The organism is Streptomyces sp. f51 (assembly GCF_037940415.1).
Lineage (GTDB): Bacteria > Actinomycetota > Actinomycetes > Streptomycetales > Streptomycetaceae > Streptomyces.
Window position 1 is genome coordinate 1,299,783 of record NZ_CP149798.1, and the last position, 20,416, is coordinate 1,320,198.

17 protein-coding genes are annotated in these 20,416 nt (G+C 72.7%); 6 read left to right on the forward strand and 11 right to left on the reverse strand.

The genetic code is table 11. The features are described from left to right. The first annotated feature begins 75 nt into the window (after positions 1-75). The gene (locus tag WJM95_RS05830; RefSeq protein WP_339128394.1) at positions 76-1,389 is read left to right on the forward strand and encodes a serine-threonine protein kinase; all 1,314 of its coding nucleotides are present in this window, start codon (positions 76-78) and stop codon (positions 1,387-1,389) included. A 72-nt stretch (positions 1,390-1,461) separates the two neighbouring features. Here the strand turns inward: WJM95_RS05830 and WJM95_RS05835 are convergent, their stop codons facing one another. After that, positions 1,462-4,254, reverse strand: coding sequence for a penicillin acylase family protein (locus tag WJM95_RS05835; protein WP_339128395.1), 2,793 nt, complete (start codon positions 4,252-4,254; stop codon positions 1,462-1,464). 296 nt (positions 4,255-4,550) lie between these two features. Here WJM95_RS05835 and WJM95_RS05840 point away from each other — a divergent pair, with 296 nt between their 5' ends. Then, positions 4,551-5,153, forward strand: a complete 603-nt coding sequence (locus WJM95_RS05840) for a hypothetical protein (protein ID WP_339128396.1) — start codon at positions 4,551-4,553, stop codon at positions 5,151-5,153. A 327-nt stretch (positions 5,154-5,480) separates the two neighbouring features. After that, a complete protein-coding gene (locus WJM95_RS05845; RefSeq protein WP_339128397.1) occupies positions 5,481-6,587 on the forward strand; it encodes an RNA ligase (ATP) in 1,107 nt (368 codons plus the stop codon). 45 nt (positions 6,588-6,632) lie between these two features. Here the strand turns inward: WJM95_RS05845 and soxR are convergent, their stop codons facing one another. Then, positions 6,633-7,184 carry a redox-sensitive transcriptional activator SoxR gene (gene soxR / locus WJM95_RS05850; RefSeq protein ID WP_339128398.1) on the reverse strand — a complete coding sequence of 184 codons (552 nt, stop codon included), beginning with the start codon at positions 7,182-7,184 and terminating at the stop codon, positions 6,633-6,635. 106 nt (positions 7,185-7,290) lie between these two features. On the opposite strand from soxR, the gene WJM95_RS05855 reads away from it, so the two are divergent. Further along, entirely contained in the window at positions 7,291-7,752 is a 462-nt protein-coding gene (locus tag WJM95_RS05855) for a MaoC family dehydratase (protein WP_339128399.1), read from the forward strand. Positions 7,753-7,808: 56 nt separating this feature from the next. On the opposite strand, the gene WJM95_RS05860 is transcribed toward WJM95_RS05855, so the two are convergent. From WJM95_RS05860 to WJM95_RS05870, 3 genes are all read right to left on the reverse strand, one after another. Continuing rightward, on the reverse strand, positions 7,809-8,435 hold the full coding sequence (locus WJM95_RS05860) for a TetR/AcrR family transcriptional regulator (protein ID WP_339128400.1): 627 nt from the start codon (positions 8,433-8,435) through the stop codon (positions 7,809-7,811). A gap of 73 nt (positions 8,436-8,508) precedes the next feature. Continuing rightward, positions 8,509-8,796 (reverse strand): YiaA/YiaB family inner membrane protein, encoded by a 288-nt coding sequence (locus tag WJM95_RS05865; protein WP_339128401.1) that lies wholly within the window; start codon positions 8,794-8,796, stop codon positions 8,509-8,511. Between the two features lie 66 nt (positions 8,797-8,862). After that, positions 8,863-10,014, reverse strand: a complete 1,152-nt coding sequence (locus WJM95_RS05870; protein WP_339128402.1) for an acyl-CoA dehydrogenase family protein — start codon at positions 10,012-10,014, stop codon at positions 8,863-8,865. An 80-nt stretch (positions 10,015-10,094) separates the two neighbouring features. Here WJM95_RS05870 and WJM95_RS05875 point away from each other — a divergent pair, with 80 nt between their 5' ends. Both WJM95_RS05875 and WJM95_RS05880 read left to right on the forward strand, forming a co-directional pair. Continuing rightward, positions 10,095-10,745, forward strand: coding sequence for a TetR/AcrR family transcriptional regulator (locus WJM95_RS05875; RefSeq protein WP_339128403.1), 651 nt, complete (start codon positions 10,095-10,097; stop codon positions 10,743-10,745). 242 nt (positions 10,746-10,987) lie between these two features. After that, the gene (locus WJM95_RS05880) at positions 10,988-12,025 is read left to right on the forward strand and encodes a DMT family transporter (protein WP_339135376.1); all 1,038 of its coding nucleotides are present in this window, start codon (positions 10,988-10,990) and stop codon (positions 12,023-12,025) included. Between the two features lie 64 nt (positions 12,026-12,089). On the opposite strand, the gene WJM95_RS05885 is transcribed toward WJM95_RS05880, so the two are convergent. From WJM95_RS05885 to WJM95_RS05910, 6 genes are all read right to left on the reverse strand, one after another. Continuing rightward, complete coding sequence (locus WJM95_RS05885) at positions 12,090-13,172, reverse strand: Zn-dependent alcohol dehydrogenase (RefSeq protein WP_339128404.1); 1,083 nt, start codon at positions 13,170-13,172, stop codon at positions 12,090-12,092. A gap of 10 nt (positions 13,173-13,182) precedes the next feature. Continuing rightward, positions 13,183-14,571 (reverse strand): aldehyde dehydrogenase family protein, encoded by a 1,389-nt coding sequence (locus WJM95_RS05890; protein WP_339128406.1) that lies wholly within the window; start codon positions 14,569-14,571, stop codon positions 13,183-13,185. A 135-nt stretch (positions 14,572-14,706) separates the two neighbouring features. After that, entirely contained in the window at positions 14,707-16,053 is a 1,347-nt protein-coding gene (locus tag WJM95_RS05895; protein ID WP_339128407.1) for an ABC transporter ATP-binding protein, read from the reverse strand. Positions 16,054-16,291: 238 nt separating this feature from the next. Further along, positions 16,292-17,056 carry a class F sortase gene (locus tag WJM95_RS05900; protein ID WP_339128408.1) on the reverse strand — a complete coding sequence of 255 codons (765 nt, stop codon included), beginning with the start codon at positions 17,054-17,056 and terminating at the stop codon, positions 16,292-16,294. Beyond that, the gene (locus tag WJM95_RS05905) at positions 17,043-17,768 is read right to left on the reverse strand and encodes a hypothetical protein (protein WP_339128409.1); all 726 of its coding nucleotides are present in this window, start codon (positions 17,766-17,768) and stop codon (positions 17,043-17,045) included. The genes WJM95_RS05900 and WJM95_RS05905 overlap by 14 nt, the downstream gene beginning before the upstream one ends. 149 nt (positions 17,769-17,917) lie before the next feature. Beyond that, positions 17,918-20,176, reverse strand: coding sequence for a molybdopterin oxidoreductase family protein (locus tag WJM95_RS05910; protein ID WP_339128410.1), 2,259 nt, complete (start codon positions 20,174-20,176; stop codon positions 17,918-17,920). Between the last annotated feature and the right edge of the window lie 240 nt (positions 20,177-20,416).

Consider the following 20,416-nt stretch of genomic DNA (forward strand, 5'->3'; position numbering starts at 1 on the left):
GACGTATGGCCAACTTTCCCCTCCGGGTGGACGATGCGCCCCAATCGCATCGCCCGCGAGGTCAGGGGGCCAGACATGACGGAACCGGCAGTGAGCGTTTCTCCCTACTGGGAGCTGACCTTCGACGCGGACGGGGACGCGGACGTCCGGGAACGGGACCGGTGGCTGGAGGAGGTGCCACGGCGCGGGGTCCGCGACCTGATCGTCTTCACGCACGGCTGGAACAACGACCGTTCCGCGGCCACCAGCCTCTTCAGCCAGTTCTTCGCGCCCGTCCCGGAGCTCGCGCCCTCCGCGCGCCTCGGCTACGTGGGCGTGGTCTGGCCCTCGATGCGGTTCTCGGACGAACCGATCCCCGACTTCCCCCCGTCGGTGGCCGCCGCGATCGCCGACGACAACGCCTCACCGCTCGGCAAGAACACCCGGCACGCCCTGCTTGAGGTGTTCCCCGGCCGCGCCACCGTGGTGGAGCAGATCACCCGGCTGCTCGACCAACGACCGGACGAGGGAGCCTCGTTGGAGGAGTTCGGCCGCCTGGTGCGGCTGCTCGTCGAGGTCCGCCCGCAGGGCCCGCAGACCGCGTTCGCCGCGGACACCCTCGCGGAGGGCGTACCGGAGAGCGATCCCGAGATGCTGTTCGGGGACACCGCGACGGTGTGCGCCGAGTTCGCGCAGGCGCTCGCCGGGGCGCAGGCCCCCGCCTTCGCCCTGCCCCGGCTGTGGGACGGGGCGCTCGAACTGCTGCGCCAGGCCACGTACTACGCCATGAAGAGACGCGCGGGCACGGTCGGCGAGCGCGGGCTCGCGCGGGCGGTGGGCCTGCTCGCGACGGCGGCACCCGAGGTGCGCGTGCACCTGGTGGGGCACAGCTTCGGCGGCCGGCTGGTCTCCTTCGCCCTGCGCGGGCTGCCTCCCGGGGTGCACACGGTCAAGTCGGTGACCCTGCTCCAGGGCGCCTTCTCCCACTACGCGTTCTCCCCGCGGCTGCCCCACGACCCGCGTGCGAGCGGGGTGCTCGACGGTCAGTACCACCGGATCGACGGCCCGCTGGTGTGCTGCTACTCCCACTTCGACTCGGCGCTCGGCACGATCTATCCGCTGGCCTCCCGGATGGCCGGGGACGACCGGTCGGTGGTGGCGGACTTCGGCATCGGCGGCATGCTCGGCGCTCAGTGGGGCGCGATGGGCCACGACGGGGTGCAGGCGGTGCCGGGGACGGCGTCGTTCACGCTCGCCGAGGCCCTGCGCACCCGGCTGCCGGTCTCGGGGTGCGTGAACGTCGACGCCGCCTCGGTGGTGTGCCGAGGCGGCGCGCCCGCGGGTGCTCACAGCGACATCTGCCATCGCGAGCTGGCCCAGGTGGTGCTGGCGGCGGGCCGCGTCCACTGACCCGCCGCCGCTTCGGAGCAGGCCCGCCCTAGGAGCGGTCCCGGCGCTCCCCCGGTGTGCTCACCGGCGTGCTCACCGGTGCGAGGTGTACTCGACGACCTGCTGGAAGGTCGGCCGGTTCTGCCAGGTGATCTTGCCGTGCTTGATGCCGCCGAGCGTCCGCTGGACGATCGAGTCGGCGCACCACTGGTCACCCGCCGAGCACTGGTCGTCGCCGGGGTACACGATCGACGCGCTCTTGCCCGCCGCCTCCTTGAGCGAGCCGATCAGGGCGTCCCGGCAGGCGCTGAGGCTGCCGCCGCCGCAGTACGTCCGCGACAGGCCGCCCTGCACGGGCTGCCCGAGCACCGACCGGATGTCCTTGTCGACATAGCTCCACCAGCCGAACTGGAAGGAGCTTCCGGCGTGCGAGCCGGTCGGTCCGTGCCCCGCGGACGGCGCTTCGTCCACCGGGAGGTTGCTGCCGAACGCGGTGTACAGGTCACTGCCGAGCCCCGGCTGGAACTCCGCCTTCACCAGCAGCGGCCACCAGGCGTCCAGGATGCGGATCGCGTCGGCGTTGGCGTAGGTGTGCGAGCCCGCCGAGGTCTCGGTGCGCTTGGCACCCGCGGTCACCCACGCGGACAGCTTGCTCACCGCGTCGGCGGCCGTGGAGTCCGTGACCGGAGAGCTGTTGACGACCTTGAGCAGGTTCGGGAGCACGTCCTCGGCCCGCAGATCGGCGACCGAGGCGTCGGCCATCGCCTTCACCAGCGCGGATCTGGTCACTCCGCCGGCCGCGACCAGCTTGGAGACCCGGTCCTCCAGGAGGTCGCCGCGGTGCACGGAGCCGTCGCCCCAGGAGGCCGTGGTGTAGTCCTTGGCCTGTTTGTTGTTCCAGGAGATGTAGTAGTCCTGGTCCACCGAGTTGGGGTGCGCGGACGCCGGGGTGTAGGTGGCGGTGTTGGTGGCCGGGTCCCAGCCCTGCCATTCGTACGCGGCCTGCGCCCACACCGGGAACTCGGCGTCGACGCCGTTCGCCCGCACCGGGTTGTCGCCGCTGTTGTAGTAGGCGGTGTGCGCCGAGTCGGCGTAGAACCAGTTGAAGGTGTAGTTGATGTTCTGCACCGCGCTCTGGAACGTCGCCGGACTCTTCACGTAGTCCGGGTCGTTGAGCATCTGGAAGCCGATGATCGAGTCGGCCTCGTGCATGAAGGAGCTGCGCAGGGTGGTGTAGGCGACCTTCTTGCCGCCGACCGTCGCGCGGTACTCCACGGGTCCGTACTTGGTCCGGTAGACCTGCATGCGGTACGAGCCGGCCGCGGTGCCGTCGGCCGTGGTCGGCTTCCAGGAGTTGGTCCGCTCGACCTTGTCCATCGCCGTGCAGGTGCCGTGGTACAGGTAGTGGTAGTCGTCCTGGCACAGTTCGACGGCGTACGTGTCGATGATGTCCTGGCCGGAGGTCGTCGCGCTCCAGGAGTAGTCCTGGCCGCGGCCGAGTTCGACGTACATGCTCAGGCCGGCGAACGAGGCGCCGCGGGCGCTGAGGCCCGGACCCTGGATCTCCTGGAGCATGAGCAGCTGTGGCGCGAAATAGCCGGTCTGCGGGCCGAAGACGGCGATCGGGTGACCGCTGGCGGTGTACTTGCCGCTGACGACCAGGGCGTTGGACATCCCGCGCTTGGCGGAGGTGAGCGACGTCTTCGCCGCCGTGGCGGAGGCGCCGGTGGCGCTCGCGGTGGCCGCGCTGCCGGTGCGGTCGTAGACCAGCGGCTCCTGGGTCACCGAGCCGGCGTCGGGCAGGGCCTCGCCCTGCGGGCTGTCCGGCCTCGCGGCGTACGGGAAGCTCTGGCCGTTGTGCACGGTGAGCGCCGCTTCCGGGTCGTTGCGCTCGCGGAAGGCCTCCCAGACCTTGGTGCCCTCCGTCACTCCGTACTGGTTCTGGGCGGCGAGCAGCGAGAGGGCGTTGTTGACCTCGCCGCCGCCCCCGGAGCCGAAGAGCGAGCCGATGACGGAGGCCAGCGCGACCAGGTCGGTGAGCTTGAAGTGGTCGATGGTGCCGGCGTTGGTGATGGAGTCCTTGTGGCCGGTCAGGACGTACTCGCCGGGGAAGTAGCGGCCGCTGTCGGAGGCGTCGATGTAGGCGTTGATGCCGTCGAGGTAGGCGTTGGCGTCGGTGAGCGCCTGGGCCCCACGGGCTCCGGCCCTGCCGGTCGCCTCGTCGATCTGGGCCTGGAGGTCGGCCTCGGTGTAGGGCGCGTTGCGCCAGAACTCCTGCTCCAGGCCCTGGTTGGAGGCCGCGCCGCCCGCGAAGCTGGTCAGCTGGCCGCGTCCGACGTGACGGAAGACGTCCATCAGCCACAGCCGGTCCTGGGCCGCGGCGTAGCCGGCGCCGTACTCGGTGCCGTAGCGGGTGGTGCCGGTGATGTGCGGGACGCCGGTCTTCTTGTCGCGGACGATCGTCACGTCGGTGCGTCCGCCGGGCTTGGTGGTCGACTCGACCTGGTTGGCGGCGACGCCGAACGAGGCGTCGTTGAAGAAGTCGTTGATCTTCGCGTCGGTGAGCCCGGAGGAGCCCGAGGGCAGGTTGCCGTAGAGGCCGAGCTGGTCCTCGGCATGGCTGGGCTGAGTACCGAAGACCTGGTTGAGCAGGATCTGCGCGAGGGTGGCGTTGCCGTTCTCACCGGGCGGCAGGATGTCGGAACACTGGCCGCCGCAGTAGTCGTTCGCGGCGGCCGCCGTGGAGGTGTCCGCGGCGGCCGCCTGGGAAAGCGGGGACAAAAGACCGGCAATGAGCACGCATAGGGATGCTGCCCTGAGGAACTTGGGGAATCTGCGGGGAGTTCTCAGTCTGTCCAGGGTGGTGCGTGGGGTGCTCGGTGGCATGTCGGCTCCTACCGATGGGGGTGGCCGGACGTTACCGCCGGTATCCCCGAGTTTGAAGATGAACATGCGTCAGTTTTTGGGATTCACAGCGAGTGATGGTGCGCCGGGAAACCGGCGTGACGGCCGGCCGGCGGTGACGTCGGGCGGACCCGAGGCACTCGGCGGGAGGCTCGTGGGGGCGCCGGAAAATTGGATGGAGCCGAATCGCTTGTCGATACGTCTACTCGACGACGTCCGTACGGGACGGCGCCGAAGTGACCGGAGTTCAGGTGCAGGTGTGACGGAGGTGCAGGACGATGGCAGGTTTCCGGAGTCTGGCGAGACAGACGCGAGATCCGAGGTGTGATCTGGCGCTGCGTCGGTACTCACTGCGCAAGTGCCTGGAGAGGTTCGCCCCTTACGGGCATCGGGCGACCTGGGACCATCTGAGTTCCCGGGCCGGATTCGACCCCGAGGACCGTTCCCCCGACCCGGCGCGGCTCGTGGCCGCACTGGACGAACTGGAGGAGGCCCGCTCCGTCTGGCTCGCCTACGAGGCCGAGTTCGCCGAACGCCGCAAGAAGGAGAAGCACGACGGGCTGCGCAGGCCGGGCAGTGTCGACGACTGGCACCGGCTGACCTGGGGCGGCTTCGGCGTCGCCTGGTGCGACGACCCCCGTGTCCACCCCGATGAACCGCTGGCCGAGGTGCTGCGCCGGCTGATCGCCGCGCTGGAGCGCGTCCCGGGCACCGTCTGCCCGGTGTGCGCCGGAGAGCGCCTCGTCTGGATGTACGACCTGGCCCACGAACCCTCGTCGGGTCCCGTCTGCACGAGCTGCGGAATCGTGGTGCCGCGGCCCGTCCTGACCCCGGAAGCACTGGCCGGCGCCCGGCGCCACCGGCTGCTCGTCTCCGCGTGAGCGCCCCGCCCGGCCGAGAGGTCCCGGGCGGCGGAACCAGGGGGTGAACCGTCGGCCGCGGAAGGCCCGTGGCCGGACGCGTCGTGACCGGCGCGGGGACGGCCGGGGGACGTCCCGCGCCGACGGGGGGCGACGCGCGCTGCCCGATCGGCGCCCGGATCGGCACGGCGACGCCGTCGTGCCGATGCCGCCCGGGCGAACCCCGGGCGCGGCGGACCGCGGTGTCACGCGGTGACCGTAGCAGCCGGAAATCCGATGGCTCCAGCCCTTTGCCGCAAGGACAGTTGGGGGCGATGGAGAACGGCTGAGCATCCCGAGGAGTCCCCCATGTCGACGCTGCGTGTCACCGCCGAGGCGCTGACCGTCCACGAGCACCCGAACGCCGACGCGCTCGAACTGGCCCAGGTGGGCCTGTACCGAGCCGTGGTCGCCAAGGGCGCCTATCGCACCGGCGAGTGGGCCGTGTACATCCCCGAGCAGTCCGTCCTGCCGGCCGCGCTGATCGAGGAACTGGGCCTGACCGGGCGGCTGGCGGGAAGCGCGTCGGACCGGGTCAGGGCGGTGCGGCTGCGCGGCGAGCTGTCGCAGGGCATCGTGTGCCGCCCGAAGGCGCTGGCGGGCGTGGACCTGGCGCGGGCGGCCGAGGACGGGACGGACTTCGCGGAGCTCCTCGGCATCGTGAAATGGGTGCCGCCGATCCCGCCCACGATGAGCGGCGACGTCGAGGCGGCGCCCGAACTGCTGCCCTGGGTCGACATCGAGAACATCCAGCGGTACCCGGACCTGTTCAGCCCGGGCGAGCCCGTCGTCGTGACGGAGAAGCTGCACGGTTCGGCCTGTCTGCTCACCTACGTGGCCGACGGGGACCGCGTCCATGTGTCCTCGAAGGGCTTCGGCTCCAAGTCCCTCGCGCTGAGGGAGGATCCGCGCAATCTGTACTGGCGCGCGGTGCACGGGCACGGGGTCGCCGAGGCCGCCGCCCGGCTCGCCGGACGCCTCGGCGCGCGCCGCGTCGGCATCTTCGGCGAGGTGTTCGGGGCGGGCGTGCAGGATCTGACGTACGGCGCCGACGGGCGGCGCGAGACGATCGGCTACGCCGTGTTCGACGTCTCGGCCGAGATCGACGGCGAGGTCCGCTGGCTGGACGCGCAGGAGCTGCTGGACGGCGAACTCCCGCTCGTACCAAGGCTGTACGCGGGCCCGTACGACGTCGAGCGCGTCCTCGCGATCGCCTCGGGCCGGGAGACCGTGTCGGGCCGCGGACTGCACCTGCGCGAGGGCGTCGTGATCCGCCCCGCGGCCCCCGCTCCCGGCGGCCCGGAGGGGACCTATGTCGCCGCCGAGCGGTACAGCCCGGTGACGGGCGGGCGGGCGATCGCCAAGGCGGTCAGCCCGGCCTATCTGACCCGCAAGGGCGGCACCGAGTACGAGTGAGCGGGACGGCGGCCGAACCGGAGGGGCGGCGGCGGGGACGGTTCGTCAGCGACAGTCCCCCGTCGCCCCTTCCGGGCGCGGCCCGGATGCGCACGCGCCCGCCGGGCTCCCCTCCCGCACCGCCGGCGCGGGCCGCGGGCCGGCCTGCTCCACCATGAGCCGGGAGCCGGCCCGGCGCTCGCCGAGCACGTCGTCGGGGTTGGAGAGCACACAGGTCTCCAGGGAGAGGCAGCCACAGCCGATGCAGTCCGTGAGGTGGTCGCGCAGCCGGCCGAGCTGTTTGATCCGCTCGTCGAGTTCGGAGCGCCAGGCCCGGGACAGCCGGGCCCAGTCCTCCCGCGTCGGGGTGCGCTCCTCGGGGAGTTCGGCCAGCGCCTCACGGATGGTGGCGAGCGGGATCCCGACGCGCTGGGCGGCCCGGACGAAGGCGACACGGCGCAGCGCGTCACGGTGGTAGCGGCGCTGGTTGCCCGAGGTGCGGCGGCTGCTGATGAGGCCCTTGGACTCGTAGAAGTGCAGGGCGGAGACGGCCGCGCCGCTGCGGGCCGACAATTGTCCGACGGTCAGCTCGTGGACCGTCTCGGGGATCTGGGGCACGTGCCCAACCTACCCACCACACCACCCGTACGGTCCGTTGACATGCGCCGCCCGGCGGACCATGCTAAGCAGTCGCTTAGACTATGAGATGCGGGAGGCCAGGGACATGGCAGAGCCGAGGACGTTCGCCACGGTCGAGGAACTGCGGGGCGCCGTGGGCGAGCAGCTGGGCCACACGGACTGGGTCGAGATCGAGCAGAAGCGGATCGACCTCTTCGCGGAGGCGACCGGCGACCACCAGTGGATCCACGTGGACCCCGAGAAGGCCGCGGCGGGTCCGTTCGGCACCACGATCGCGCACGGCTATCTCACCCTGTCGCTGCTGCCGCTCTTCGGCCCGCAGCTGATCAGCGTCGAGGGCGTGCGGATGGGCGTCAACTACGGGACGAACAAGGTCCGTTTCCCCGCGCCCGTCCCGGTCGGCTCGCGCCTGCGCGCCACCGGGACGATCACCGCGGTGGACGACGTGCCCGGCGGCGTACAGGTCTCCCTGGCCTTCACCGTGGAGCGCGAGGGCGGCGACAAGCCGGTCTGCGTCGCCGAATCGGTCTCGCGTTACTACCTCTGAACCGGGCCCGGGCCCGGGTGCCGCACGTTCGGCGCCCCGGGTCCGGCAAGCCCGGCTCACCCTTTGAAGCCCACCATCCGCCGGACCAGGTCGGCGTACAGCGCTCCGACCTCGTCCGGCGTGCGCGGGCCCTCGACGTTGAACCAGCGGGCCACGTCGATGCACAGGGACAGCACGGCGACGGTGGTGCCGGGGACGTCCGGGACGTCGAACTCGCCCGTCGCGACGCCGTCCTGGATGATCCCGCGGACCTCGGCGTCGACCTGGCGGCGCAGCCCGATGATCTCCGCGCGCGCGTCGGGCCCGAGGGCCTCCAGCTCGTACTGGACCACGCGGGCCGTGGTGTGCTGGCCCGCGTGCCACCGTACGAAGGAACGCACGGCGTCGGAGAGCCGCTCGGCGGGGGTGCCCTGGCCGGCCGCCGCGGTGCGCACGATGTCGAGCGCCTTGTCGTGGCCGATCCGGCTGATCCGGTGGAGCAGCTCTTCCTTGGTCTTGTAGTGGATGTACAGCGCGGCCGGGCTCATGCCCGCGCGGCCCGCGATGTCCCGGGTCGTCGTCGCGTGGTACCCGCGCTCGGCGAAGGCCTCCACCGCGGCGATCAGCAGCCGCCGTGCCGCGTCCGGGGTCACCTCGGCCCACGGCTGCATCTCGCCGCCGGGCGTCTCCTGCGCCGTGCTCATCGCTCACTCGCCCTTCTCGGTGACAGGAGGTACACCATACCGCCGAAGGTGAGCGGTCGCTTAGCGTGCCTGCTCAGATCTTCTCGAAGGGGTCGTGCTCGGCGAGGAGCTTCTCCAGCCGCGCCTGGTCGACCCGGCTCACTATCTGACCGGCCTCCTGCCGGTCCCTGATCACCTTGGCCAGGGTGAAGGCGGAGGTGACGAGGTACAGGACCGCGATGGCCAGGAAGGCCCGGACCCAGGCATCGGTGTGCAGCCGGTAGATGCCGATGGACGTGGCCGCCATGGCGATGGCGAAGGAGGCGACGGCCTGACCGTAGAAGGCGGTCGTGCTCTGCTGCTTGACGGGTGTCTCACTCATGGACACCAGGGTCGGCGTGTGTGGCTCACGCCACATCCGTCGTCGTACTCAGAGAGGTACTCAGAGTCAGAACGCCGAGACGCCCGTCAGAGCGCGCCCGATGACCAGTTTCTGTATCTGGCTGGTGCCTTCGTAGAGGGTCATCACCCGGGCGTCGCGGAGCAGTTTGCCGACCGGGTACTCGTCGATGTAGCCGTAACCGCCGTAGACCTGGAGGGCGTTGTTCGCCGCGCGCACGGCGGCCTCGGAGGCGAAGAGCTTGGCCTTCGAGGACTCGGTCGCGAACGGCAGCCCCCGGTCGACGAGATCGGCCACCCGCCAGGTCAGCAGCCGCGCCGCGTCCACGTCGACGGCGATGTCGCTGATCAGTTCCTGGACGAGCTGGTGGTGCGCGATCGTCTTCCCGAACTGCTCCCGCTCGGTCGCGTACGTCACCGCCGCGTCCAGTGCGGCCTGGGCGATGCCGACGCAGCCGGCGGCCACGGACATCCGGCCCTTCGCGAGTGCCGACATGGCCACCGCGAAGCCCTTGCCCTCCGGCCCCATCATCGCGGCCGCCGGTACGCGCACGTCCTCGAAGGCGAGTTCGGCGGTGGCCTGGCCGCGCAGCCCGAGCTTGCCGTGGACGGTGCGGCGGGTCAGACCGGGGGTGTCGGTGGGCACGAGGAAGGCGGAGATCCCCTTGTGGCCCGGGGCGTCGGTGGAGCGGGCGAAGAGCAGCACGACGTCGGCCCAGGTGCCGTTCGTGATGAACATCTTGCTGCCGTTGATGACGTAGTCGTCGCCGTCGCGCACGGCCCGGGTCGAGAGCGCTCCCGCGTCGGAGCCCGTGCCCGGCTCGGTGAGCCCGAAGCAGCCGACGTACTCGCCGGAGGTCAGCCCCGGCAGCCAGCGCCGCTTCTGCTCCTCGCTCCCCCAGTGCGCGATCGTCTTGGCGACGAGTCCGAGCGAGACGGAGACGATCCCGCGCACGGAGGAGTCGCCGCGCCCGAGCTCCTCGGTGACCAGGCAGTACGCGAGGTGGTCACCGCCGCTGCCGCCGTACTCTTCGTCGATGGTGAGGCCGAGGAAGCCGACCTCGCCGAGCTTCTTCACGATCGACCGGTCGACGTCCTCCGCGCGGTCCCACGCGACCACGTGCGGGGCGATCTCGCGGTCCACGAAGTCCCTGGCGAGCTGCCGGACAGCGGTCTGCTCATCGCTGAGCCCGAGATTCATGCCGGGTCACCCCACAGTCGGCGGACTTTGAAAGCCGTACATTTAAATTAGCACTGCTAGTTTCATGGTGCAGCCCTACTATGTGCGCCATGGCCCGACCGCGCAAGCCCCTCCTGAGCACCGACCGCATCGTCGAGACGGCACGGGCGCTGGTGGACGCCGAGGGCCTGGCGGCCGTCTCGACACGCCGGCTGGCCGCGGAACTGGGAGTGAGCGGGCCCTCCCTGTACAACCACTTCCGCACCAAGGACCAGATCCTGGAGGCGGTCGCGGACTCGGTGAGCGCGCAGGTCGAGCTGTCGATGTTCGAGGACGGGCGCGACTGGCGGACCGCGCTGCACGACTGGGCCGTCTCCTACCGCGCCGCCCTGCGCGACCACCCGAACATCGTCCCGGTCCTCGCGCGCGGGCCGGGCCGCAGACCGGCCGGCCTGCGGCTCGCCGACGCCGTCTTCGGCGCCATGGTCCGCGCCGGCTGGCCGCCGGCCCAGGCCACCTCGATCGGGGCGCTGATGCGGTACTTCGTCATGGGGTCCGCGCTGGGGTCCTTCGCCGGGGGCTTCGTCGACGACGAGAGCGCCTACGACCCGGCCGACTATCCCCATCTGGGGCAGGCGCACCTCCTCGCCGACCAGCAGGAGAAGATCGACGAGCGGGCCTTCGAGACGGGCCTGCGCGCGCTGCTGGACGGTCTCGCCGTGCAGTACGCGGGGCTGGTACGGGACGCCTGAGCAGGGCCCTCCCCGGCGGCACCCCGCCTGCCTCCGACGCGACACCGTGCCGGCCACCGGGATCGAACCCGGGCCCGGGTCCGGGCTCGGCTCCGGGCTCGGGTCCGGGCTCGGGTCCGGGCTCGGGTCCGGGCTCGGGTCCGGGCTCGGCTCCGCGTTCGGACCCGCGTCGGCCTGCGTCGACGTGCGCGTCCGAAATCCGCGAGCCCGGGCGCGGTGACCCGCCTAGCCTCAGGAGCATGATGAACACCTCCCCTGGAGCGCCCGCCGGGCGGCGCGCCCAGTTCCTCGCCGCCGGTGCGGCGGCCGTCACCGTCGGGCTGTGGGCCTCCGCCTTCGTCGCGATCCGCAGCGCGGGCGCCTCGTACTCACCCGGCGCGCTGGCGCTCGGACGGCTGCTGACGGGAGCCCTGGTGCTCGGTGCCGTCTGCGCCGTACGGGGTGAGGGGCTGCCGCCGCGCGGTGCCTGGCGCGGTATCGCGATATCCGGGGTGCTGTGGTTCGGCTTCTACATGATCGCCCTGAACTGGGGCGAGCAGCAGGTGGACGCCGGCACGGCGGCGCTGGTGGTGAACATCGGCCCGATCCTGATCGCCCTGCTCGGCGCCCGGCTGCTGGGGGACGCGATGCCGCCGCGGCTGCTGGCCGGTATGGCGGTGTCGTTCGCGGGAGCGGTCGCGGTGGGGCTGTCGATGTCGGGCGGCGGGGGTTCCTCGGTCCTTGGGGTCGTGCTGTGCCTGCTCGCCGCCGTCGCGTACGCCGCCGGGGTCGTCGCGCAGAAGCCGGCGCTCGGCCGGGCGAGCTCGCTCCAGGTGACCACGTTCGGCTGTCTGATCGGGGCCGTGGTGTGCCTGCCGTTCGCGGGGCGGCTCGTCCAGGACGCGGCCGCCGCTCCCGTCGGCGCGACCCTCGACATGGTCTATCTGGGCGTCTTCCCGACCGCGCTGGCCTTCACGACCTGGGGGTACGCCCTCGCCCGGACGAGCGCGAGCCGCATGGGCGCGACGACGTACGCGGTGCCCGCCCTGGTGGTGCTGATGTCCTGGCTGTTCCTCGACGAGGTCCCGGGGCTCCTGACCCTGGCGGGCGGGATGCTGTGTCTCGCGGGCGTGGCGGTGTCGCGCTCCCGACCGCGCCGGGAAACGGCCCCGGTGGAACCGCCCGTGCCGGATACCGCCGCGCCCGAAGTCGCGACCGCGCCGGGCCCCGCCGCCGCTCCGGCCGGTGCTCCTGGGCCGGCGACGGGCGCGGAGGCGGGAAGCCGGTCCGAACAGGGCTGACTCCGGACCGCCCCGGGGACTGTCGCGTCCTTCCGGGGCGGCCCGCGACGGGCTGCCGGCGGGGCTAGAAGACCACCAGTGACCGGCCGCCCTTGCCCGCGATCATGTTGTCGAAGGCCGCCGGGATGCCGTCCAGGGCGATGCGGTCGGTGACCAGGCCGCCGAGGTCGAGGCGGCCCGCGCGGACGTGCTCCGCGAGCACCGGGAGGTCGCGCGCCGGGTCGGAGTCGCCGTACACACAGCCGGCGAGGGTCCTGCCCCAGTGGAAGATCTCCAGGGCGTTGAACGTGACCTGCTGGTCCTTGCCGCCGATGCCGACGACGGTGGTGCGGCCGCCGCGCCGGGTCGACTCCCAGGCACTGCGGATGGTGACGGCGCGGCCGACGCACTCGACGGCGACGTCGACGCCGTGGCCGCCGGTCAGGGCGCGGATGTCGCGGGCGGTGGTGGCGGAGGCGACGACGTAGTCGGTGGCCCCGGCCTCGCGGGCGAGCGACTCCTTCTCGGACGAGACGTCGACGGCGACGATCCGCGAGGCGCCCGCGATCCGGGCGGCCTGGAGGGCGGCGAGCCCGACCCCGCCGGCCCCGAACACGGCGACGGTCTCGCCGGGCTGGACCCGGGCGGAGTGGTGGACGGCGCCGTAGCCGGTGAGGACGGCGCAGCCGAGCAGGGCGGCCTCGGTGAGCGGGATGCCGTCCGGAGCGGGCAGGACGCAGGACACCGGAACCACCGTCTCCTCCGCGAACGCGGCGACGTTCAGGCCGGGGTGCAGATCGCTCCCGTCGGAGGCGCGGCGGGCGTACACGCTTCCCGACCCGGTGAGCGCGTTCGCGCACAGCCATACCTCGCCCAGCGTGCAGGCGTGACAACTCCCGCAGGAGGGAGCCCAGTTGAGGACGACACGGGAGCCGGCGGCGACCTGCGTGACCCCTTCGCCGACGGCGACGACGGTGCCGGCGCCCTCGTGGCCGAGCACGGCGGGCACCGGTACCCGCATGGTGCCGTTGGACAGGGACAGGTCGGAGTGGCAGACCCCGGCGGCGGCGAGTCGGACCCGGACCTGGCCGGGGCCCGGATCAGGGAGTTCGATCTCCGCGATCTCCAGCGGGGCACCCACGGCGGGAAGGACGGCGGCGCGAACCACGTGAACGCTCCTAGAACTGGAGGGACTTGGTCTGGAGGTACTCGGACAGTCCGTGGGAGCCGAGCTCGCGCCCCACACCGGACTGCTTGTAACCACCGAAGGGGGCACGCGGGTTGAAGCGGCCCCCGTTGATGTCGACCTGGCCGGTGTCGAGCCGCCTCGCGAAGGCGACCGCCTCGGACTCCTCGCCCGCCCAGACCGCGCCCGCCAGCCCGTACACGGTGCCGTTGGCGATCCGCAGGGCCTCCTCCTCGTCCTCGTAGCGCAGGATGGACAGGACCGGGCCGAAGATCTCCTCCTGCGCGATCGTCATGTGCTCGGTGACGTCGGCGAAGACGGTGGGAGCGACGAAGTAGCCCTGTTCGCGCGGGGATTCGGGGCCGCCCGCGACGAGCCGGGCGCCCTCGGCGACGCCCTTCTCGATGTAGCCGCGCACCCGGTCGCGCTGTCCGGCGTTCACGACCGGGCCGATGCGGTCGCCGTACTTCGCGGCGGCCGCCGCGGCGAGCTCGACCGCCTCGTCGTAGCGGTCGGCGGGGACCAGCATCCGGGTCCAGGCACTGCACGTCTGGCCGGAGTTGGACATCACGTTGGCGACGCCGACGTTGACGGCCTTGGCGAGGTCGGCGCTCGGCAGGATGACGTTGGCGGACTTGCCGCCGAGTTCGAGCGCCACCCGCTTGACCGCGGCGCCCGCGATGGAACCGATGCGCCGGCCGACGGCCGTGGAGCCGGTGAAGGAGACCAGGTCGACGTCCGGGTGCTCGGCGAGCGCCTGGCCCGCCACCGGGCCGAGGCCGGTGACCAGGTTGAAGACACCGGCCGGGATCCCCGCCTCGGCCACGGCCTCGGCGAAGAGCTGGGCGGTCAGCGGGGTGTCCTCGGCGGGCTTGAGCACCACCGTGCAGCCGGCCGCGAGCGCGGGGGCGACCTTCGCGACGATCTGGTGCAACGGGTAGTTCCAGGGGGTGATCGCGCCGACGACGCCGACGGGCTCCTGGTAGACGGTCGAGTTGCCGACCTTCTCCTCGAAGGCGTACGTCGCCGCCAGCTCGGCGTAGGAGCCGGCGACCAGCACCGGGACGCCCGCGTGCACGGCCTGGGAGAACGCGAGCGGCGCCCCGAGCTCGGCGGTGACCGTCTCGGCGATCTCGCCCGCGCGGGCGGCCAGGACGTCCCTGAGGGCCGCCAGGCGGGCGGCCCGTTCGGCCGGCGCGGTCGCGGCCCAGGCGGGGAACGCGGCCCGGGCCGCGCGCACGGCGGTGTCGACGTCCTCGGCCGTGCCCGCGGGAACCCGCCCGATCACCTTCTCGTCGGCCGGGTTCACGACCTCGATCGTGTCCCGTCCGGCGGCGGGGCGCCAGGCCCCGTCGATGTACATGCCGTCATGTGCCTGCATCGTGTTCCTCCCGGGCGGGGCAACGTCGTCCGGGACCTAAACTAGCGATGATAGTTTTGCGGCGCCAGGGTGACCTGCCGCACGACGGGTCACGAACCCTGCGGACGGCCGCTCCGGGGCATGGCCCCGGGACCGTCACTCGTCCAGGTCGGGCAGCCGTTCCGGAGCCGGGCAGATGCGTTCGCCGGCGTGGTCGAAGACGAAGAGATGGGCGAGGTCCACCAGGAGCGGGATCTGCATGCCGTGACGCAGTTCGATGTCGGGGGTGGTGCGCACGACGAGATCGCCGGGCAGCCGCCCCTCCGGCGGGGTGGGCCCGAGGTCGTCGGACCCGTCGTCGGAGGGATGGTCGAGGACGACGACCGGTCCGGCCCGCAGCGCCCCGGCCCGCCCCCGCAGCCGGTCGAGGACGGTGCCGCCCTCCCGGCGCCGCCGGCGCGCGGGACGGGTGGGGCGCGGTGACTCCAGCTCGGGCACGAGGGCGGGCCGCGAACCCGTGTTGAAGTGGACGAGGACCTCGTGCCCCTGGAACTCCACGTGCTCGACCAGACCGGTGATCGCCACCTCGCCCGGGCGGGCCTCCGACGGCCTGGCGAGCCGTACGGCCTCGGAGCGCAGCCCGACGATCACCTCGCGGCCCTGCTGCACCCGGAGCAACTGGTGGTCGAGGCAGAGGGGTTCGGGCAGCCGCAGGAACTGCTTGCCGAGACTGATGGTCATGGCGCCGTCGAGCGGGGCCCGGACGAATCCGCGCAGCAGGTTGATCCGGGGGGTGCCGATGAAGGCCGCGACGAACACGTTCGCGGGCAGCGCGTAGACCGTTCGGGGCGTGCCCAGTTGCTGGAGGACTCCGCCGCGCATGACGGCGACCCGGTCGCCGAGCGACATGGCCTCGGCCTGGTCGTGGGTGACGTAGACCGTGGTGGCGCCCAGGTCCCTGGTGAGCTTGGAGATCTCGGCCCGCAGATGGTTGCGGAGCTTGGCGTCGAGGTTGGACAGCGGTTCGTCCATCAGGAAGGCGGACGGGTGGCGCGCTATCGCCCGGCCCATCGCGACGCGCTGGCGCTCCCCGCCGGAGAGCTGGTTGGGGAAGCGGTCGAGGAGGTCCTGGATGCCGAGCATCCGGGCGGTGGCGTCGACCCGGGCCCGGGGGTCCTCGCCCGGCGCCTCGATGCGCAGCGGGAAGCCGATGTTGTCGCGGCTGGTCATGCTCGGATAGAGGGCGAAGTTCTGGAACACCATCGCCATGTTCCGTTCGGAGGGCGGCAGGTCGTTGGAGTACTCCCCGTCCAGGCGCACCTCACCCTCGGAGACCTCCTCGAGTCCCGCGATCATCCGCAGCACGGTCGACTTGCCGCAGCCCGAGGGGCCGAGCAGGACCAGGAACTCGCCGGGCCGGATGTCCAGCGAGAACCGTTCCACCGCGCGGGGCCCGCGGGCGTACGACTTGCTGACGTGGTGCAGGGAGATGGCGCGTGTCATGACAGGTGCCCCCGGGGGCGTGCAAGGCGCTGGTGCTCCGCGGCCGGTCGTCCCGCACGGGTCGTACGGGACCTTGAGTCACGGAAGCTAACGGACCGCGCACGCCCGGGGGAAGACACGGGGCGGTATCGGACGGCCGGGTTCGGTACGGGCGGAAACGGATGATCGGATACCGGTCGGGGCGGGGCCGGATGCCGCGCTTCCGGCCCGATACCCGTCCGCCGTCCCGCCGTTCGTCTCAGCGGCTCCCGGTCCGCCCGTGGACCTCGGTGAGGTGGGCGAAGGCGATGACGTTCGCCGCGTAGCCGGTGCCGCGGTCGTAGGCGCCGCCGCAGGTGATCAGCCGGAGTTCGGGCCGCCCGCGGTCCCCGTACACCTCCTGGTCGGGGAAGTGGGCCTTCGCGTACGTGCGTACCGCGTAGACCGTGTAGACGGCGGTCCGTCCGTCCACGCGCCGCGCCTCGACGCGTGCGCCGGTACGGATCCGTTCGAGCGGGGCGAAGACGGCGGGTCCCGTCCGGGTGTCGCGATGGCCGACGACGAGGGCCGTGCCGCGTTCGCCGGGCGTGGGTCCTTCGGTGTACCAGCCGACGGGTTTCGGATCGTCAACGGGCGGTGCGGTGAGCCGGTGCCCGGGGTCCAGCCGGAGACCGATGACCGGTGCGTCGACGCCCAGGGAGGGAATGCGCAGCGAGGCGGCCCGGGAGCGGGACAGCGGGGCGGGCGCGGCCGCCCGGCGGGCGGCCGGGGACGGGTCCGCCGGGCCGCGCGACGCGCCGCCGGGGCGGGTGTCCGCCGCGTGTCCGGCGCCCGCCGCCCCGGCCGGGGCACGGGAGGCGGCGCCGTCGTCGCGTACGGCGCCGGACGCCACCGTCCCGGCGGGCTCGCCGTCCCCCGCCCACCAGACGCCGCCCACCACCAGCGCGACGGTGACCACCAGGGTCCTCGTCAGGCGGTAGGCGCGCGTCCGGTACCAGGGCCTGCGTCGTCTACGCGGCGCCATTGCCGCGTCGGCGCAGCCGCAGGAACACGACTCCTCCGGCCACTACGAGACCCGCGGCCGCCGCACCGGCCACCGGGGAGAAGTTCTGCGCGTGGGCGAGACCGCCGCCGCCCGCGGGAGGTCCTCCGTTGGGGCCGACGGGGCCGCCCTGCTGTCCGGGGCCGCCCTGCTGTCCGCCGGGAGCGCCCGTCCGGCTCGGGCCGGTTCCGCCGCCCGGGCCGCCGGGGCCGCCCTGCTGACCGGGCGACGTGCTCGGCCCGCCGGTCGTGGACGGCGACGGGGTCGGGGCGCTGACCGGGCAGTCGACCTTGAAGACCTTCGTCTTGCCCGCGCCGTTCGCGCCCTGGAGGTTCCAGGTCACCTTGTACTGGCCGTCGGGCAGCGTCAGATCGCCGGTCCGGCCGCGTCCGGTCGCGGACGTGAACAGCGTGCCCGCGAGGGTGGCGCCGCCCGTGACCTGGGGCTGGGTCGCGATCGACCAGGTGATCCGCTGTCCGCCGTCGAATCCGAAGCCGTCGAGATAGAAGTGGCAGACCTTCGGATCGTCCCGCTGATCGTCGAACCCGGTGTTCGCGTCGTGGACCTTGACGTCACCGTTGTCGCCGGGGGCGGCGACGGCGGCCGGGGCGCCGAGGAGGGCGGTGCCCGCGACCGCGAGGGCGGCCAGTGCGCCGGCGCCGCGACGTGGCGTGAGGTGGGACGAGGTGGACATGCGGGACTCCTCCGAGTCAGATGATTTTCATACAAATTTCAGGTCATCTGACTAGTTCTCACAGAAGATCCACAAAGGGGCGCAACTGCGCCCGGTCCCCCCTCAGGGATCGCTCGTCCGGCGCAACGACATCCCCGGGCCGCCCCGGCTCAGGGACCGGCCGTCAGTTCCACGGGCACGCCGTTGAGGACCGCCGTCCCCGACAGCGGGTCGAGCAGCGAGCCGTCGAGGAGCTGGTTGACGTTGACGCCGGGGTCGAGGGCCGCGTGGCTCATCCGGGTGCCGGGGCGGTCGTGCCCCCAGCCGTGCGGAAGGCTCACCACCCCGCGACGGACGGTGTCGGTGATCTCCACCGGGGCGGTCACCTCTCCCCCGGCACCCTTGACGCGCACGGCCGACCCGTCGGCGAGCCCGAGCCGGGCGGCGTCCTCGGGGTGGATGTGCAGGGTGCAGCGGTTGGAACCGCCGGTGAGCGCGGGGACGTTGTGCATCCAGCTGTTGTTGGAGCGCAGATGGCGGCGGCCGACGAGGACGATCGCCGCCGGGCGTTCCCGCAGCGCGTCGCGCAGCCGGGGCAGATCGCCCGCGATCGGCCCGGGCAGCAGCTCGATCCGCCCGCTGCGGGTCTTGAGCCGGCGCGGCAGGCAGGAGGCGAGCGGCCCGAGGTCGATGCCGTGCGGGTGCTCCAGCAGCCTGTCCAGGGTCAGGCCGTCGGGACGTGCGCCGAAGCCGTCCCCGTACGGGCCGAGGCGCAGCATCATGTCGAGCCGGCGCTCAGGGCCGTTCTCGCCGGTGAGGGCGGCGGCGAGTTCGCCCGGGTCGCGCCCGTGCACCGGCGACGCGGTGTCCTTCACCGCCTTGCCGAGGGTGCCCTCGATGACCATGGTGTCCACGGCGGACGGGTCGGCGCCGTGCATGCCGGTCGCGGCCAGGACGAGCCGGGCGAGGATCTCGGTCTCGGCCATCCGGCCCGTCTCCAGGGGGATGACGGGACGGTTGTAGCGGACCTGGTTGCGCACGGCGAGGGTGTTGAAGGCGAAGTCGTGGTGGGCGCCGCGGGAGGGCGGGGGCGGCGGCAGCACGACGTGGGCGTGGCGCGAGGTCTCGTTCAGATAGGGGTCGACGCTGACCATGAAGTCCAGCGATTCGAGGGCCTTGTCGAGACGCAGGCCGTCGGGCGCGGAGAGGACGGGGTTGGCGGCGACGACGACGAGGGCACGGACCGGACTGCCGTCCTCGGTCGGGGTGTCGATCTCCTCCGCCAGTGCGGCCAGGGGCAGTTCGCCCTTGGCCTCCGGGTGCCGGCTCACCCGGCTGTGCCAGCGGCCGAGGGCGAAGCCGTGGCCGGGGCCCGCCGGGCGGGGCGTCCGGTCGGTGGCGGCCGTCGGGAAGAGGGCGCCGCCGGGCCGGTCGAGGTTTCCGGTGAGGATGTTGAGGACGTCCACCAGCCAGCTGGCCAGGGTGCCGTGCGGGACGGTGCAGCTGCCGATGCGGCCGTAGACGGCGGCGGTCGGGGCGGCGGCCAGCTCGCGTGCCAGTTCCCTGATGGTCCCGGCGTCCACGTCGCAGGCGGCGCCCGCGGCCTCGGGGGTGAAGTCCTTCAGTACGTCGGGGAGTTCGTCCACGCCCTGGACGTGCGGGGCGAGGGCGCCGAGGTCGACGAGCTTCTCCTCGAACAGGACGTACGCCATCGCCGCGAGGAGCATGGCGTCGGTTCCGGGGCGGATCGCCACATGGCGGTCGGCGAGCTTGGCGGTGCGGGTGCGGCGCGGGTCGATGACGGTGAGCGTGCCGCCGCGGGCCCGCAGCGCCCGGAGCCTGCCGGGGAAGTCGGGGGCGGTGCACAGACTCCCGTTGGACTCCAGCGGGTTGGCGCCGATGAGCAGCAGGTGGTCGGTGTGGTCCAGGTCCGGGACCGGGATCGCGTTGGCGTCGCCGAACAGCAGGCCGCTCGACACGTGCTTGGGCATCTGGTCGAGCGTGGAGGCGGAGAAGACGCTGTGCGTGCGCAGGGCGCCGAGCAGCACGGTGGGATAGAGGGCGCCTGCCATGGTGTGCACGTTCGGGTTGCCGAGGACGACGCCGAGGGCGTGCGGCCCGTACCGCTCCACGACCGGGCGCAGTCCGGCGGCCACCGCGTCGAAGGCCTCCTCCCAGGTGGCCTCGCGCAGTTCGCCGTTCTCGCGGACGAGGGGGCCGCCGAGGCGGTCGGGGTCGCCGTCGGCGGCGCCGAAGGAGGCGCCCTTGGGGCAGATGAAGCCCTTGCTGAAGACGTCGTCGCGGTCACCGCGGGCGCCGGTCACCCGGGTGCCCTCGATGGTCAGCGTCAGCCCGCAGGTGGCCTCGCACAGGGGGCAGACGCGCAGCGCGGTGCGGGAGTCGGGGGTGGTGCCGGAGGTGCGGGACACGGGTCCTCCCGGAGGGGCGGTGGCTTGGGCGCACACGGACGTGAGCGAGCATACCGACCGGTAGGCATGACGGGGAGGGCGGAAGGGTGGTCACGTCGGATTTCCGCCCACGGACGGCGACGGCACCGGACCGGGCTTCGCCTCGGACCGGTCGAGGAGCCGGCCGGGACACGGCCCGAGCCAAGGAGCCGGGCGGGACACGCCCCCAGGCGAGGCCCCGGTGGGATCAGGCCCTGGTCG

Coding starts and splice junctions, on each gene's coding strand:
- WJM95_RS05900 (WP_339128408.1), bottom strand. CDS start 17,056: ATGGCGCCGCGTAGACGACGCAGGCCCTGGTACCGGACGCGCGCCTAC.
- WJM95_RS05865 (WP_339128401.1), bottom strand. CDS start 8,796: ATGAGTGAGACACCCGTCAAGCAGCAGAGCACGACCGCCTTCTACGGT.
- WJM95_RS05895 (WP_339128407.1), bottom strand. CDS start 16,053: ATGACACGCGCCATCTCCCTGCACCACGTCAGCAAGTCGTACGCCCGC.
- WJM95_RS05875 (WP_339128403.1), top strand. CDS start 10,095: ATGTGCGCCATGGCCCGACCGCGCAAGCCCCTCCTGAGCACCGACCGC.
- WJM95_RS05830 (WP_339128394.1), top strand. CDS start 76: ATGACGGAACCGGCAGTGAGCGTTTCTCCCTACTGGGAGCTGACCTTC.
- WJM95_RS05855 (WP_339128399.1), top strand. CDS start 7,291: ATGGCAGAGCCGAGGACGTTCGCCACGGTCGAGGAACTGCGGGGCGCC.
- WJM95_RS05840 (WP_339128396.1), top strand. CDS start 4,551: ATGGCAGGTTTCCGGAGTCTGGCGAGACAGACGCGAGATCCGAGGTGT.
- WJM95_RS05905 (WP_339128409.1), bottom strand. CDS start 17,768: ATGTCCACCTCGTCCCACCTCACGCCACGTCGCGGCGCCGGCGCACTG.
- WJM95_RS05860 (WP_339128400.1), bottom strand. CDS start 8,435: ATGAGCACGGCGCAGGAGACGCCCGGCGGCGAGATGCAGCCGTGGGCC.
- WJM95_RS05835 (WP_339128395.1), bottom strand. CDS start 4,254: ATGCCACCGAGCACCCCACGCACCACCCTGGACAGACTGAGAACTCCC.
- WJM95_RS05890 (WP_339128406.1), bottom strand. CDS start 14,571: ATGCAGGCACATGACGGCATGTACATCGACGGGGCCTGGCGCCCCGCC.
- WJM95_RS05880 (WP_339135376.1), top strand. CDS start 10,988: ATGAACACCTCCCCTGGAGCGCCCGCCGGGCGGCGCGCCCAGTTCCTC.
- WJM95_RS05845 (WP_339128397.1), top strand. CDS start 5,481: ATGTCGACGCTGCGTGTCACCGCCGAGGCGCTGACCGTCCACGAGCAC.
- WJM95_RS05870 (WP_339128402.1), bottom strand. CDS start 10,014: ATGAATCTCGGGCTCAGCGATGAGCAGACCGCTGTCCGGCAGCTCGCC.